This window comes from Ruegeria sp. CDSA079, from assembly GCF_059612245.1.
Genome location: NZ_JBXWQF010000016.1, coordinates 1 through 14408 on the forward strand (window position 1 = coordinate 1; position 14408 = coordinate 14408).

Here is a 14408-nt window from a genome sequence, read left to right on the forward strand (position 1 = left end):
GTTCCGGCGTAGCTCAGCGGTAGAGCAGTTGACTGTTAATCAATTGGTCGTAGGTTCGATCCCTACCGCCGGAGCCATTTCCTTCATACCGCGACGTTAGCCCGTCAGGGCATCCTCGAAGTCCGCGCGCAGATTGCGTTTCAACACCTTACCCGTAGCATTCAGCGGCAGCGCATCAACAAAAACCACTTTGTCCGGGATTTGCCATTTCGCAATCTTGCCGTCGAAAAACCTCAGCAATTCGCCTTCGCTTGGGTCTTCGCCTTCAGCCTTCACCGCGACCAGCAAGGGTCTTTCGCCCCATTTTGGGTGCGGTACGCCTACCACAGCCGCGGTTGCTAGTTTGGGGTGTGCCACAGCGATGTTTTCAAGCTCGACCGAACTGATCCATTCACCACCGGATTTTATAATGTCCTTGGATCGGTCACGGATAGTCATATAGCCATCCGGATCCAACGTGGCGACATCGCCCGTAGCGAACCAACCATCCTGCAAAAGCTGCTGATCCTGCAACATAAAATAGCTGTCCAGAACCCAATACCCCCGGACCATCAGATCGCCCTGAGCTTCGCCGTCATGCGGCAGGTCATTGCCATCATCATCGACGATTTTCAGCTCGACCCCAAAGGGTGGTCTGCCCTGGCTCAGGCGGATCGCGTGCTGTTCTTCCAGCGGCAGCTCAAGATGTTTGGCCAGAGGGTAGTTTGCCGTACCCAGCGGGCTCATCTCGCTCATGCCCCAGGCGTGTACCGTGTCGACGCCATAGGTTTCGCGGAAGGTTTCAATCATCGAAGGCGGACAGGCCGAGCCCCCGATCACTGTTCGATCCAGGCTTTTCAACTCAGTTCCGCATTTGGCTGCATGGGCCAGCAGACCTTGCCAAATGGTCGGCACACCCATGGCTAGGGTTACACCATATGTGTCGATCAGGTTGACCAGCGCCTCGCCGTGCAAATTTGGCCCCGGCAAGACCAGCCGCGAACCCGACATGGCGCAGGCATAGGGCGACCCCCAGGCGTTAACGTGGAACATTGGTACGACGGGCATCACAACATCCATCGCGGAAAAGCCGATCACATCCTTCGTGTTCGATGCAAAGCTGTGCAGCAGGGTCGATCTGTGGGAATACAATACGCCTTTCGGATTGCCCGTCGTGCCAGAGGTATAACACAGGCTTGAAGCTGTGTTTTCATCCAGATCAGGCCATGCGAACCCCGCATCTCCTGTTTCGATCAAATCATCATAAAACATCAGACCGGGAAACTGTGACGCCGCCTCTTCATTGCGCGGGCCCATGAGGACAAAATGTCGAACTTCGGTAAGCGCTTCGTGCAGCGCCGCAACTAACGGGATGAAAGTTGCATCAAAGAACAGCACCCGATCCTGAGCGTGGTTGATGATATATGTCAGCTGCTCGGGGAACAGGCGTGGATTGACCGTATGGCAAACAAAGCCCGCGCCAGAGGTCGCATAATAAACCTCCAGGTGCCGCCTGTTGTTCCACGCCAGGGTTCCGACCCTGTCCTGTGGCTCTAACCCCAGTTTGGTCAGCGCTGATCCCAGACGCCGGGCATTAACCGCAATCTCGGACCAGTTGGTCTTAGAAATCGTGCCATCTGTTTCGACCGAGATTATCCCGGTTTGGCCATGGTAGCTTTCTGCATGATCAATCAGTGACGAAATCAGCAGGGGCTGCGTCATCATCTGTCCCAGCATGGACATCCTCCCGTCATTGGCCGGGTCTTAAATGACCCCTGCCTTATCCATCTGACATTAACAGCTAGGGGTATGCCCCATTGCGTCAATCCAGTCGTTTCCTAGGATGGAACCCTGCCAAGCATTTAATTGTCTGACAATAAAAGAATGCTGCCCGCCAGTGCGGCAGGCCGCGTTTTTGGGGCGTTAATCCCGGTGTTTCAACGCATAGGCGACTAATGCAGCGGTGGATGCGTCCTTGCCGTCGGCACTCTCGGCACCATCCACAATGGGGCCAAGCGAAGTGGCCAGTTCCTTACCCAGTTCCACCCCCCATTGATCGAAGGAATTGATGTCCAACAGCACACCTTCTACAAACACCCGGTGCTCGTAGAGGGCAATGATCTGCCCCAGTACGAACGGTGTGAGTTTCGGATAGATCAGAGTGGTGGACGGGCGATTGCCGGGGAAAACCCGATGCATGGCCTGACGCTCCTGCTCAGCACCGGTCAGCCCCTTTGCCGCCATGCGGTCACGCGCTTCATCCAGTGACCGGCCGCGCATCAGGGCCTCGGATTGCGCCAGACAATTGGCCAAAAGCAGGCGGTGATGATGGGTCAACTCGGGTTCGTGGCCTTCAGCCGCAACCATGAATTCGCAAGGAATGACGTCCGTGCCCTGATGAATCAGTTGGTAAAAAGCGTGCTGACCGTTTGTGCCCGGCTCGCCCCAGACCACTGGACCTGACGGAACAGTCAGGGAAGAACCATCCATCGCGACCGATTTGCCGTTCGATTCCATCTCCAACTGCTGGAAATAGGCAGGCAGCCGCAACAGCCGCTGATCGTAAGGCAGCACGGCGCGGCTGGTATGACCCAGAACCTGACGATGCCAGATGCCAACCAGGGCCAGCATGACAGGCATGTTGTCCACCCAATCCGCCGAGCGGAAATGCAGATCCATCGCCTGCCCGCCACGAAGAAAGGCATCAAACGCGTTCGAGCCGACAGCGATCATGACCGGCAAGCCAACCGGCCCCCAGACCGAATAGCGCCCACCGACCCAATCAGCGAAACCGAACACATGCGCCTCGGGAATGCCAAACGCCTGCGTCTTGTCCAACGCGCTCGATACAGCGGCAAACTGCCGGGACGGATCGCCGCCACCTTCGGACATCCAAGCGCGCGCCGTACGTGCATTGGTCATCGTCTCAATGGTCGTGAAGGTTTTCGAGGCAACAATCACCAATGTCCGTGTCGGGTCCAACTGACGCAGAGTGTCGGCGATATGGGCGCCGTCCACGTTCGAAACATAGTGCAGGCGCGGCCCATCATGATACGGGGCCAACGCATGTGTGGCCATGACAGGGCCAAGATCCGATCCCCCGATGCCAATATTGACCACATCGGTAAAGCTGCCCCCTGCCCCGGCAATCGCGCCGCCGCGGACTTCTTCGGCAAAGACCCGCATCCGTTGCAACGTGTCCAGAACCTCGGGCATGACGTCCAAACCGTCCACGTCGACCGGCCCGCCATCAAGGTTGCGCAAGGCGGTGTGCAGCACCGCGCGTTCTTCGGTTTCGTTGATCTTTTCGCCTGCAAACATCGCATCGCGCCGCGCCGTAAGATTGGCATCTTCGCACAGTTGGATCAGCGCCGAACGCGTATTCTCGCCGATCTGCGTTTTGGAATAATCAAACAGCACATCCCCGGCCGAAGCCGAAAAAGCCTCGGCTCTGTTTGCGTCCGCCTCAAACAGATCCAGAATGCGGCGGTCTGTACCTGCCAATGCCTTCAAAGCGTCCAGTTGCATGAGCTTACTCCGACCAATGGACTGTCATACCGTTAAGCACCGCGGCGATTGGTGCGTCTTCCGGTGGCAGCGACATGGCTTTTTCCAACGCGTCGCGCTTTGCCTGACCGTGGATGATCAGGTGTTTCGACAGAGCGCCGTCCAAAACCGGCGCGGTCAGGGAAATGCGCGCCTCTGGCTGCACCTCGGTGCGCGCAACGGTAAGTGTAGGCGCGTTGCTGTCCAGCGCCTCGGCCAGCCCTTCCATCCCAGGAAACAACGAAGCCGTATGCATGTCGTCGCCCATCCCGAGAACCAGTACCGACAACGGCAACACCGGCGCAATCAGGGATTCGATTTCCGGCAACGCCGCCTCAGGTTGCGTACCGGGTACATAGAGCGGGATGTAATGCGCGGCAGAGGCCCGGTTGGTCAGCAGCCTTTCACGGATCAGACGCTCGTTCGACCGCTCATGATCGGCAGGTACACACCGTTCATCTGTTGCCAGAACACGCACACGGTCCCACTCAAGGTCAGCGGCGCAGAGGCTGTCAAACACTGGCCCTGGCGTTGTCCCACCGGGAACCGCCAGCGCAACGGTGTCGTTATGCAGCAATGTGGCTTCAAGCTCGCCCGCCAAGGCATTTGCCACGTCGATAGCAAGCATTTCACGGTCTGCGTATTCCAGAATATTCATGGCTTGATTCCTTGCCAACGGCGACCGTCTCGTTTCATCAGCAGCTCGGCGTCGCCCGGCCCTGTGCTGCCGCTGTCATAAGGTTTGGGCACGTCGCCACGTGCAAGCCACCCGGCGATGATCGGGTCGGTCCAGGCCCAGGCGGCCTCGACCTCGTCCCCGCGCATGAACAACGTCTGATTGCCCCGGATCACATCCATCACCAACCGTTCATAGGCATCCGGCGGATCCTGATTTTCGGGCCCCAAGGCCTCGGCAAAGCTCATGTCCAAGGGAACATCGACCAGACGCATCCCGCCCGGTCCCGGTTCTTTGATCGTTACTTTCAGCGTGATCCCTTCGTTGGGCTGCAAGCGGATCGACAACGCATTGGCGTGCCGCCCAGCTTCTTCCCCGAAGATCGAATGCGGCGCGTCCTTGAACATCACATTGATCACGGAAGACCGCGCCACCAAACGCTTGCCCGTGCGCAGATAGAATGGCGTTCCAGCCCACCGCCAGTTGCTGATATGGGCCTTCAACGCGACATAGCTTTCGGTTGTCGAACGTGGATTGCCGACGCAATCCCGATAGCCAGCTCCTTCTGGCCCTGCCGCGAACTGGCCCCGCACAATATGATGGGGCTCAACCGGGTCAAGAGCTCGGATCACCTTGAGTTTCTCGTCGCGCACTGCGTCGGGATCAAATTTGGCCGGAGGTTCCATCGCGATCAGACAGAGCAATTGCATCAGGTGATTCTGCACCATGTCCCGCATGGCGCCTGCGCGCTCATAATACTCTTCTCGCCCCGAAATCCCCACGGTTTCTGCAACCGTTATTTGAATGTGGTCGACATATTGGCTGTTCCACAGGGGCTCGAACAGCATGTTGCCAAACCGCACAGCCATAAGATTCTGCACGGTTTCCTTGCCCAGATAATGGTCGATCCGGTAAATCTGGCTTTCGTCGAAGTGCGCGGCCAGCGTGGCGTTCAGCGCCCGTGCACTGTCCAGATCATGCCCGAACGGTTTTTCCACCACGACACGGGTGTCGTCGGTTGCCAGATCATGCGCCCTCACCCGTTCGGCCAACGGGCCGAACAAACTTGGCCCGACCGAGAAGTAGAACGCCCTAACGCGGTTGGGCGACAGCTTTTCGCTAAGAACATCCCAGCCTTCTGCTGTCATTGCATCTAGCGGCACATAGTCAACCCGCAGCAAAAACCGGGTCAGAGCCCGGCTGTCCTGCGCTCGCCTCGGCGCGTGCTGGCGCAAAGATTCGGCCACCATCTCACGAAACTCTTCCGCAGTATGGTTCGCCCGGGCGGCTGCGATTATCTGCGCATCCTCATGCCATTGCCCGGCACAGAACCGACGAAACAGCGCAGGCAGGATTTTGCGCTGCGCCAGATCACCGGTGCCACCGAAAATGATCAGATCAAAAGGATCAACAGGGATGACGCGTGAAACCATAAGCTGTCCTTACCCCGCCCCCTCGGGCATGTCCAATGTTAGCGCAATCAAAACTGAAAACTCAAAGCTCATCAAAACTCTGTCAGAACCGCTGCGTCACCCTTACCAAATCTCCAACAACACGCTAGTTCAATACGACGACTTCAAAAAACCGGATGCGGTAATGAAAGACAACGCCCCTCAACTCGCCAATATCGGCAAGTTTCAAGACAAACTGGTTACGGCGGACGGGCAGACCCGCGCAACAGTTTCACTGACACAGCCAGATACGCTGTGGTTCAATACGGGTACGCTGTGCAACATCGAATGCGTGAACTGCTATATCGCAAGCAGTCCTACCAATGATGCTTTGGTCTATCTGACCGCAGTTGAAGTCCGCGATTATCTGGATCAGATCGAGCAGCGCAACTGGCCCGTGCGCGAGATCGGATTTACCGGCGGCGAACCCTTTATGAACCCCGAAATGATCGAGATGACTCGCGCCGCGTTGGAGCGTGGGTATGAGGTCCTGATCCTGACCAATGCGATGGCCCCGATGATGCGCCACAAGATGCGCGAAGGGTTGTTGGAGTTACAAATCAAGTACAACGACAAGCTGACCCTGCGCGTCTCTGTCGATCATTACCGCCCTGATCTGCACGACGAGGAACGCGGCAAGGGCAGTTTCGACAAAACCGTCACCGGGATGAAGTGGTTGCGCGATCACGGCTTCAACATGGCGATCGCAGGCAGGTCCGTCTGGGGGGACACGGATGCGGAAAGCCGCGCTGGCTATGCTGCGTTCTTCTCCAGGCATGGCTTTGACATCGACCCGAACAATCCAGCTCAGACCGTATTGTTCCCTGAGATGGACGAGACCGTGGAAGTGCCGGAAATTACCACGGCCTGCTGGGGAATTCTGGACAAGTCCCCTAATGCGGTGATGTGTGCCAGTTCGCGCATGGTGGTGAAACGCAAAGGCGCAGATCGCCCTACTGTCCTTGCCTGCACCCTGCTGCCTTATGAACCCGAATTTGAGATGGGTCATAGCCTGGCCGAAGCCGAGGCGGATGTTCACCTCAACCACCCCCATTGCGCCAAATTCTGCGTTCTGGGCGGTGCAAGCTGCTCTGGCTGATCAGTTCAGTTCGGGCGATTTCCAAAACTTGGTGCCCGATGCACCTGCCGACACGCGCCAACCTTTTTTGCTGAGCACAAAGAAAGAGCGTCCATCGGTAAAGCGCACCGTTTCGCCCGATTGGTCTTCTCCATACATGGCACCGGTTTCTGCCGTTGCGTCGTAGCCATGGGTTATGAAGCTTTCCAAATCTGACGGGGTTTCGAACAGGATCACGAACTTGGTCTCAAAGCCACCAATACCAATGGCTGCGCCGACGCCACCTGTGCCCATGTTCATATAGGTGTGCTGCCCGGTGTCTTTTGAAATGGCCACACCGCGCCCATATCCCGCCGATACCGGAAACACCGAAATCTTGCGCGAGTCGAAGGCCGCGTAGCCTGCGCTCACATCATACAGGGATTTTGCTTCGGGGTTTTCGGCAAGCAACTGATCCAGGATGTCACCTGCCATCACGTCCAGTTTGGCGCGCGTTTCTTCAGGAGTGGCCTCGTTGGACAGCAACTCCGAGGTGGAGTCGATGGTCTGATCGACTGCTGTGGCACCTTTATCGATTGTGTCGCCGACACTTTCCGCACCGCGACCGATCGCATTTGCGGTGTTTTCGACACCTTTCTTTACTTTGTCGAGAACGCCTTCGGCGAAAGCAGGGCCACTCAGGCAAAGCGCTGCGGTAAGGAAAAGGACTCTTGGCATGACATGTTTCCGCGTAAGACTGACCAATCGGATGCCACCTTACCCGACTTGTCGCAATTGAGAACGCGCTTTTCGAATACTTGACTGACTTTGCACTTTGCTCAGTTCACGCGAAACTCGCCCACCATGTTGCGCCACTCACCCGGGGCGATCATCTTGCGGTGGGTGAATTTGACGGAATGCAGCGGCCCTTCGATTTCTCGCTGCCAGAAATCGATGAATTCGAACAGTTTGGGATGGTCAGGCGCAAGGTCGTATTCCTGCCAGATGAACGTGTTCAATACGTGGATATAGTCGGGCATATGGTAGAAGAATTCCGCCGTTGTCAGACCATAGCCTTTAAGCATCATTTCCGTTTCGCTTTGCGCCATGCAGACCTCCAATCTTGTTGCAAGGTCTACTCAGGGTACCACGAAAACTTTCTAATACTTGGATAACAATATGTTACCGGCACGTTACCGTGGTTTTTCGTGCCAAAAGCGCTGCTTGCTTGCACCTTATGTGCTGGGTCTGATAAGGTGCATCCACAAGATATAGACCCAGCACAAGAAACGGGCAGTTTACGTGAGCGATACGCCAGAAATTCCTGAAAACATGGACGAAACCCCGCCCGAGCGCCCGGTGTATGACGGCCCGACGGTCTCCATCGAATCCGAAATGCGTACGTCCTACCTGGATTACGCCATGTCGGTCATCGTCAGCCGTGCGATCCCAGATTTGCGTGACGGTCTGAAGCCGGTGCATCGGCGGATTCTGTATGCGATGCACGAAACCGGAAATACCCACGACAAATCTTACCGCAAATCGGCCCGTCCGGTGGGCGACGTGATGGGTAAGTACCACCCGCATGGCGACAGCGCGATCTATGACGCGCTGGTGCGCATGGCGCAGGATTTCTCGATGTCGCTGCCGCTGCTGGACGGTCAGGGCAACTTTGGTTCGATGGATGGCGATAACCCGGCGGCCATGCGTTACACCGAAGTGCGGATGGACAAGCCCGCAAGCGCCCTGCTGGCTGACATCGAAAAAGAAACAGTCGATTTTCAGGACAACTACGATGGCAAGGACCGGGAACCGACCGTCCTGCCCGCCCGTTTCCCAAACATGCTCGTCAACGGTGCCGGTGGTATCGCCGTGGGTATGGCGACGAACATCCCGCCGCACAATCTGGGCGAAGTTGTCGATGCCACGCTGGCATTGATCGACGACCCGGACCTGACGTCAGAACAACTGATCGAATATGTCCCCGGTCCCGATTTCCCGACCGGCGCCGTTATGCTGGGACGGTCCGGCGCGCGCAAAGCGTATCTTGAGGGGCGCGGCAGCGTCATCATCCGCTCTAAGACCCGCGTCGAAGAGATCCGTAAAGACCGTTACGCCATTGTGGTTGATGAGATTCCCTATCAGGTGAACAAGGCCGCGATGATCGAAAAGATCGCCGAAGCCGTGCGCGAGAAACGCATCGAAGGCGTCAGCCACGTGCAGGATGAATCCGACCGCAACGGCGTGCGTGTCGTGGTGGAACTGAAACGGGACGCCACGCCTGAGGTGGTTCTGAATCAACTTTTCCGCTTCTCACCGATGCAGACGTCTTTCGGCTGCAACATGCTGGCCCTGAACGGGGGTCGTCCCGAGCAGCTGACACTGCGCCGGTTCCTGACCTCGTTTATCGACTTCCGCGAGGATGTTGTCGCGCGACGCACCGCATACGACCTGCGCAAGGCCCGCGAACGCAGCCACATTCTGTGTGGTCTGGCCGTGGCGGTATCCAACGTCGATGAAGTGGTCGCGACGATCCGTTCGTCGGCAGATGCGGCTGAAGCGCGCGAAAAGCTGATGACCCGCCGCTGGCCCGCATCCGAGATCGAAAGCTATCTGCGCCTGATCGACGATCCTCTGTCCAAGATGAACGACGATGGCACCTATAACCTGACCGAGGTTCAGGCCCGCGCGATCCTTGATCTTCGACTGCAACGTCTGACCCAAATTGGCGTCAAAGAAGTCACCGACGAGCTGGAAGAACTGGCAGGTAAGATCAAGGAATACCTTGATATTCTGTCCTCGCGCGAACGCATAATGAGCATCATTGCTGATGAGCTGCGCAGCGTCCGCGAGCAATTTGCCGTCCCGCGTCGCACCGAAATCGTCGACTGGTCCGGCGACATGGAAGACGAGGACCTGATCGAACGTGAAGACATGGTCGTGACCGTCACCTCGGGTGGTTACATCAAGCGGACCCCGCTGGCCGACTTCCGCGCGCAAAAGCGCGGTGGCAAAGGTCTTTCGGGGATGCAGACCAAGGAAGAGGATGTTGTTACCAATCTCTTCGTGGCGAACACGCACACGCAACTGCTGTTCTTCACCACCGAAGGCATGGTCTACAAGCTCAAGACCTGGCGCTTGCCGCAGTCCAGCCGTACCGGCAAGGGCAAGGCGATCGTCAACATCCTGCCGATCCCAACCGGTGTTTCCATCGCGGCGATCATGCCTGTGGATGTGCCGGATGAAGAATGGGAAAACCTGCAAATCGTCTTTGCCACCAGCGCCGGCGACGTGCGTCGCAACCGTCTGTCGGATTTCACCAATGTCCGCCGCAACGGCAAGATCGCCATGAAACTGCCCGAAGGCGTGGAACTGGTGAATGCGCGCATCTGTTCAGAAGATGAAGACGTGATGCTGGTCACCAACGCGGGCCGCGCAATTCGCTTCCGCACCACCGATGTACGCGTCTTCAACTCGCGCGAATCTACTGGTGTACGTGGCATCAAACTGACCAATGACGACCGTGTTGTGTCAATGTCCGTGATCCGCCATTTCGAGGCTGACCCGGATGAGCGTGCCGCCTACCTCAAAATGCGCCGCGCCGTGGCGGGCATCGCGGATGATGGCGAGACCGATGAAGATGAAGCGGTCCCGGGCGTCATCACGCAGGAACGCTATGCCGAGATGTCGGCAGCCGAGAACCTGATCCTGACCATCACCACCGGTGGCGCGGGCAAGCTGAGCTCCAGCCACGACTACCCCGTCCGTGGACGCGGCGGTATGGGCGTGGCAGCCATGGACAGGGCAATGCGCGGCGGTGAGCTTGTGGCATCCTTCCCGGTTGAGATCGACGACCAGATCATGCTGGCCACGTCGAAAGGTCAGTCGATCCGAGTACCCGTCGAGGGGATTTCATTCCGGTCCCGCAGCGCGGGCGGTGTGCGTGTCTTCAACACCGGCAAAGGGGAAGTGGTTGTTAGCGTCGCCTGGATCGCTGATCAAGGCGAGGACGAGACCGAAGAGTAACCGGTTTGAACCATGAAAAAAGAAAAACCCGAGGTGCGCTGACCTCGGGTTTTTCTTTGTGAAGGTTTTTCAACGCTTTGATAGGTGCGGAAGAATTACCTTGCTTAAGCCGTCTTGCTCTTTTGACGGCGGCCAAATGCAAACAGCCCACCGATGCCGCCAAGCAGCAACCAACCGGCAGCAGGCAACGGGACAGGCGCAACCGTGTACTCGCCATAAAGCGTTGCATAGTTTTGCAACTCTTCAACCGTCTTGAAGCCACTGGATATGGTGCCACCTCCATCCTGCGAAAACCCTAGCACCGAGAACACATAGTTTTGTCCACCCAAGGTGAAGTTCTGAGATCCAAGCGTGTTGGCAATGGTCACAATATCGTCGCAGGGCGTAGGATCCTGAGGACAGTTTTGCGGGCGGTTCAAAGTCTCATTATGTGTCAGCGCAAAGGTCGATGACACCAGAGGTCCACCGCCGATCTGTATATCGACGACAAGATCGACAGAACTCAGAGTTTCCCCAGGGATCGGAAAGTTAAGATGCGTGAACTGCCCTAGCGCAAAAGCCGAGTTTGGCGACAAGTTCAGAATCGGTGTTCCTGATGGAGTGAAATCATAGCCACTTGGGTTGTTGCCACCGCCCCAACGCAGTGAGATCGTCGAACCAGAACTGCTTTCCGTAACGCCGTTTGTAGGGTTTACGTTCTGCCATGACGGGGAAATAGCTGATACTGTCAACGCCGACGCGGCACTCCCGGCCAGTATCCCTGCAACTGCAATCGCAGCCACGTTTCGTTTCAGTGTCATGTACCCAACCCTTCACCATTCAAACACTAACAAAAAGCACATCTTTTACGGGTGCTTCAGTGACTATACACCTTCTTGGTTCTATCGCCACATTTTGGCCGCTTTTCAACCAAATTCATGACTTTTTCGACCTAAGATGCCCCATTTTTTCAACAGTCCCCATTTCGTGAGGCATTGAAGTCTTTACGGAAACAGTTCTTTTTCCGAAAACCGCTTTACGCGCCTCTCCTGCATGGGCGGCTAAAACGTCTCCAGAGTTTTGTGACTTCTGTTTTGAGCGAAAGGAATGTCGCCCTTCTCAGGTGCCCGGTCACTCCTGCGTTACTGCAACTTCAAGGCGATCCTGCGCGCGTTAGAAGCAGATCGGTCCTCACCAGATCCAAAAATCAAGGATTGGTGTCGACGAGTGCATCTTAGCGAAAGCTCTGAGGCGAAACCTGAAGACAAACCTGTCTCAACGCAAAAAAGAACTGGGTTCAGGGCCGGCACCAAACGCCGGGGAGTTCAATTGTCGACTGAAGGCAGGTTTTCAAACCACGCAAGGACAACATCGACCCAGCCTTGCGGGATTCCATGCCCACCTTCAAATCCGATGACCGACAGTGAGACATCCCTGTCGCATTCGCTCCATGTTCGCTGGTCGAAACCGACATGCTCGACAAAGTCCACTGAGGTACAACCAGAGTGGCCTGCAACGCCGTCGATAACTTCGACGGCACCCAGATATCCGGGCCTACCCGGCTCTGGGCCTGACCATGCAAAAGGAATTACCGTGTCTGTGTAGCCGTGAGTTTAAAGCACATTAAAATCAATTCGTGTCTCTGCGCAGGGTCCGACTTGGTTACGAACCGGTGTGCCGCCGATTGGTGCAAAGGCGTTCAGATTCAGATTCAAGCACGCCAGATACCAGGCAAACGTGCCTCCTCTGGAATGACCCGCAATAAGGATGCGGTCTGGATCAATTGGAAAACGTGTAATCGCGTCTTCTGCAACTTTAGCGCTGAATGAGTAGTCATTCCATTCTGAGTGAGATGTGTCCCAGACCCACCCTGTACCTGGTCCATTTCTGTAGGAAATCTCCAAAGCGTTTGGGGCAACAATCGCGTATCCGCGTTCGAGAATGGGTTGCACCAGATAGGTGCTCTGGGTGACTGCCTGACCCGAGCCACTTGATCTGTGAAAAAACAGAACGGCAGGAAACGGACCCTGTCCTTTTGGGATAAGGGCGCTGTATTTGCGCCCCAGAACTTCGCATTCGGCACCAATGCCACCGCATTCGAATGACTGAGACAACGCCCTGACCCGGCTGTTCAGACCAGCAACGGGTAAGAGCAACAAAATGGCCGCCAAGGCGATTGCGCTTGTGGCCAATCTCAGCACCCACCTCCGTCGGTTCAATCTCACACCCCGTACAACGTCCCGAACTTCTCTTCCAAATATGCAAGCAATGGCTCCGGCCCCGGCTCAACGCCGCTGGCTCGCGCGATGATGTCGCGTGGTGCGTAAAGCCCGCCATGTTGTTGAACTTGGTCCCGCAACCAGCCTGTTGCACCCGAAGTATCGCCGTCAGCAAGTTGGGCATCCAGCCCCGGCACCGCTGCACGCAGGGCCTGATACAGGCATCCGGCATACACGTTGCCCAGCGAATAAGTCGGGAAATATCCGAACAACCCAACCGACCAATGCACGTCCTGCAAACAGCCGTTCGAAGGTTTGTCGACCGCATAGCCGAAATCTGCCTTGAACCTGTCATTCCAGGCGGCCTCAAGGTCGCTCACTTGCAGGTCTCCGGCCATCAACGCGCGTTCCAGATCAAAGCGCAACATGATGTGCAGGTTATATTGCACCTCATCCGCCTCGGTGCGGATATAGCCGTTATGAACCCGGTTGACCGTGGCGTAAAATGCATCAACGCCGGCGATGCCGAAATCGCCAAAAGTCTCTGTCATCTGTCCAAACAGCCAACCGGTAAAGGCGCACGAACGGCCCAGTTGGTTTTCATAGATCCGGCTTTGGCTTTCATGTACGCCCATCGACACGCCGCTCCCCAGCGGGGTCAGCAAATAGGCTTTGTCGATACCTTGTTCATACGCGGCGTGGCCGACTTCGTGTATTGTGGAATAGAAACAGTTGAACGGGTCCGTTTCACTGGTTCGCGTGGTGATGCGTACATCCAGCCCGCTGCCCGAACTGAACGGATGCACCGCCTTGTCCACACGGCCGTTGTTCAGATCATACCCAAAGGTCGTCGCCAGCTTTTGCGATAAGCGCATCTGAGCCGGCTCATCAAAGCTGCCACTCAGGGCCGTCGGTTCCGGGCGGTCCAGTACCGCGGAGCGCAAGGCCACCAGACGTGGGCGCATCTCATCAAAAATGGCCGCGATCTGCGCGCCGGTTGTATAGGGCTCATAGTCCTCGACCATGGCGTCATAAATGTCACCGCCCTGCGCCAGCGCTTCGCCCTCTTGCCGTTTGAGTGACACGACCTCTTCAAGCACCGGCAGAAAGGCCGAGACGTCCTCATCCGCCCGCGCCTGCGCCCAGGTTCCCTGCGCGGCGGATGTAACGCGGGCGATCGCGGTTGCCAGATCGGCGGGCACTTTCACCGCACGCTCATAGGCGCGGCGGATTTCACGCAGCTGCGCCTTGCCCACTTCGTCCTGCGGCGCGGCTTGCTCTAGCCATTCTGCCACACGGGGATCGGATCGGCGCGCGTGCAGCACCGCCTCGATAGCCGCCATTTCTTCGGCGCGTTGCGGGGCCGACCCACGCGGCATGACGGTTTCCTGATCCCAGCCGAGCCGCCCGGCAATCTGGCCCAAAGCCGAAGTTTCACGCTGAAAGGCCATAAGCTCATTGAATGCGGTCATTGA

General features: G+C 56.9%; 12 protein-coding genes and 1 tRNA gene. 3 read left to right on the forward strand and 10 right to left on the reverse strand.

Annotated features, from left to right (window positions below):
* The first annotated feature begins 2 nt into the window (after positions 1 to 2).
* Positions 3 to 77: transfer RNA gene (locus AC2FJZ_RS15755), tRNA-Asn, on the forward strand.
* 19 nt (positions 78 to 96) lie between these two features.
* Here the strand turns inward: AC2FJZ_RS15755 and AC2FJZ_RS15760 are convergent.
* The 4 genes from AC2FJZ_RS15760 to zwf form a co-directional block, all read right to left on the reverse strand.
* Complete coding sequence (locus AC2FJZ_RS15760) at positions 97 to 1716, reverse strand: long-chain-fatty-acid--CoA ligase (protein WP_496778811.1); 1620 nt, start codon at positions 1714 to 1716, stop codon at positions 97 to 99.
* A 186-nt stretch (positions 1717 to 1902) separates the two neighbouring features.
* Positions 1903 to 3507: a glucose-6-phosphate isomerase gene (gene pgi / locus AC2FJZ_RS15765; RefSeq protein WP_496778813.1), complete on the reverse strand. Its 1605-nt coding sequence runs from the start codon at positions 3505 to 3507 to the stop codon at positions 1903 to 1905.
* A 4-nt stretch (positions 3508 to 3511) separates the two neighbouring features.
* The gene (gene pgl, locus AC2FJZ_RS15770) at positions 3512 to 4183 is read right to left on the reverse strand and encodes a 6-phosphogluconolactonase (protein WP_496778815.1); all 672 of its coding nucleotides are present in this window, start codon (positions 4181 to 4183) and stop codon (positions 3512 to 3514) included.
* Complete coding sequence (gene zwf / locus AC2FJZ_RS15775) at positions 4180 to 5634, reverse strand: glucose-6-phosphate dehydrogenase (protein ID WP_050602322.1); 1455 nt, start codon at positions 5632 to 5634, stop codon at positions 4180 to 4182. The genes pgl and zwf overlap by 4 nt, the downstream gene beginning before the upstream one ends.
* A gap of 163 nt (positions 5635 to 5797) precedes the next feature.
* Between zwf and AC2FJZ_RS15780 the strand changes: the two genes are divergently transcribed.
* Positions 5798 to 6751 (forward strand): radical SAM protein, encoded by a 954-nt coding sequence (locus tag AC2FJZ_RS15780; protein ID WP_496778817.1) that lies wholly within the window; start codon positions 5798 to 5800, stop codon positions 6749 to 6751.
* Here the strand turns inward: AC2FJZ_RS15780 and AC2FJZ_RS15785 are convergent, their stop codons facing one another.
* Both AC2FJZ_RS15785 and AC2FJZ_RS15790 read right to left on the reverse strand, forming a co-directional pair.
* Positions 6752 to 7447, reverse strand: coding sequence for a lipid-binding SYLF domain-containing protein (locus AC2FJZ_RS15785; protein ID WP_496778819.1), 696 nt, complete (start codon positions 7445 to 7447; stop codon positions 6752 to 6754).
* 101 nt (positions 7448 to 7548) lie between these two features.
* Entirely contained in the window at positions 7549 to 7818 is a 270-nt protein-coding gene (locus AC2FJZ_RS15790) for an usg protein (protein ID WP_050602320.1), read from the reverse strand.
* 193 nt (positions 7819 to 8011) lie between these two features.
* Between AC2FJZ_RS15790 and gyrA the strand changes: the two genes are divergently transcribed.
* A complete protein-coding gene (gene gyrA, locus AC2FJZ_RS15795) occupies positions 8012 to 10735 on the forward strand; it encodes a DNA gyrase subunit A (RefSeq protein ID WP_496669711.1) in 2724 nt (907 codons plus the stop codon).
* 104 nt (positions 10736 to 10839) lie between these two features.
* On the opposite strand, the gene AC2FJZ_RS15800 is transcribed toward gyrA, so the two are convergent.
* The 4 genes from AC2FJZ_RS15800 to AC2FJZ_RS15815 all read right to left on the reverse strand — a co-directional run bounded on the left by AC2FJZ_RS15800 (position 10840) and on the right by AC2FJZ_RS15815 (position 14405).
* Positions 10840 to 11535 carry a THxN family PEP-CTERM protein gene (locus tag AC2FJZ_RS15800; protein ID WP_496669709.1) on the reverse strand — a complete coding sequence of 232 codons (696 nt, stop codon included), beginning with the start codon at positions 11533 to 11535 and terminating at the stop codon, positions 10840 to 10842.
* Positions 11536 to 12039: 504 nt separating this feature from the next.
* Positions 12040 to 12204 (reverse strand): hypothetical protein, encoded by a 165-nt coding sequence (locus AC2FJZ_RS15805; RefSeq protein ID WP_496669707.1) that lies wholly within the window; start codon positions 12202 to 12204, stop codon positions 12040 to 12042.
* A 123-nt stretch (positions 12205 to 12327) separates the two neighbouring features.
* The gene (locus AC2FJZ_RS15810; protein ID WP_496778821.1) at positions 12328 to 12906 is read right to left on the reverse strand and encodes a dienelactone hydrolase family protein; all 579 of its coding nucleotides are present in this window, start codon (positions 12904 to 12906) and stop codon (positions 12328 to 12330) included.
* Positions 12907 to 12935: 29 nt separating this feature from the next.
* Positions 12936 to 14405, reverse strand: coding sequence for a carboxypeptidase M32 (locus AC2FJZ_RS15815; RefSeq protein ID WP_496778823.1), 1470 nt, complete (start codon positions 14403 to 14405; stop codon positions 12936 to 12938).
* Positions 14406 to 14408 lie beyond the last annotated feature (3 nt).

Bases quoted from the DNA above. Each gene is read 5' to 3' on its own strand.
- AC2FJZ_RS15760 (WP_496778811.1), bottom strand. From the start codon at position 1,716: ATGCTGGGACAGATGATGACGCAGCCCCTGCTGATTTCGTCACTGATT.
- pgi (WP_496778813.1), bottom strand. From the start codon at position 3,507: ATGCAACTGGACGCTTTGAAGGCATTGGCAGGTACAGACCGCCGCATT.
- pgl (WP_496778815.1), bottom strand. From the start codon at position 4,183: ATGAATATTCTGGAATACGCAGACCGTGAAATGCTTGCTATCGACGTG.
- zwf (WP_050602322.1), bottom strand. From the start codon at position 5,634: ATGGTTTCACGCGTCATCCCTGTTGATCCTTTTGATCTGATCATTTTC.
- AC2FJZ_RS15780 (WP_496778817.1), top strand. From the start codon at position 5,798: ATGAAAGACAACGCCCCTCAACTCGCCAATATCGGCAAGTTTCAAGAC.
- AC2FJZ_RS15785 (WP_496778819.1), bottom strand. From the start codon at position 7,447: ATGCCAAGAGTCCTTTTCCTTACCGCAGCGCTTTGCCTGAGTGGCCCT.
- AC2FJZ_RS15790 (WP_050602320.1), bottom strand. From the start codon at position 7,818: ATGGCGCAAAGCGAAACGGAAATGATGCTTAAAGGCTATGGTCTGACA.
- AC2FJZ_RS15800 (WP_496669709.1), bottom strand. From the start codon at position 11,535: ATGACACTGAAACGAAACGTGGCTGCGATTGCAGTTGCAGGGATACTG.
- AC2FJZ_RS15815 (WP_496778823.1), bottom strand. From the start codon at position 14,405: ATGACCGCATTCAATGAGCTTATGGCCTTTCAGCGTGAAACTTCGGCT.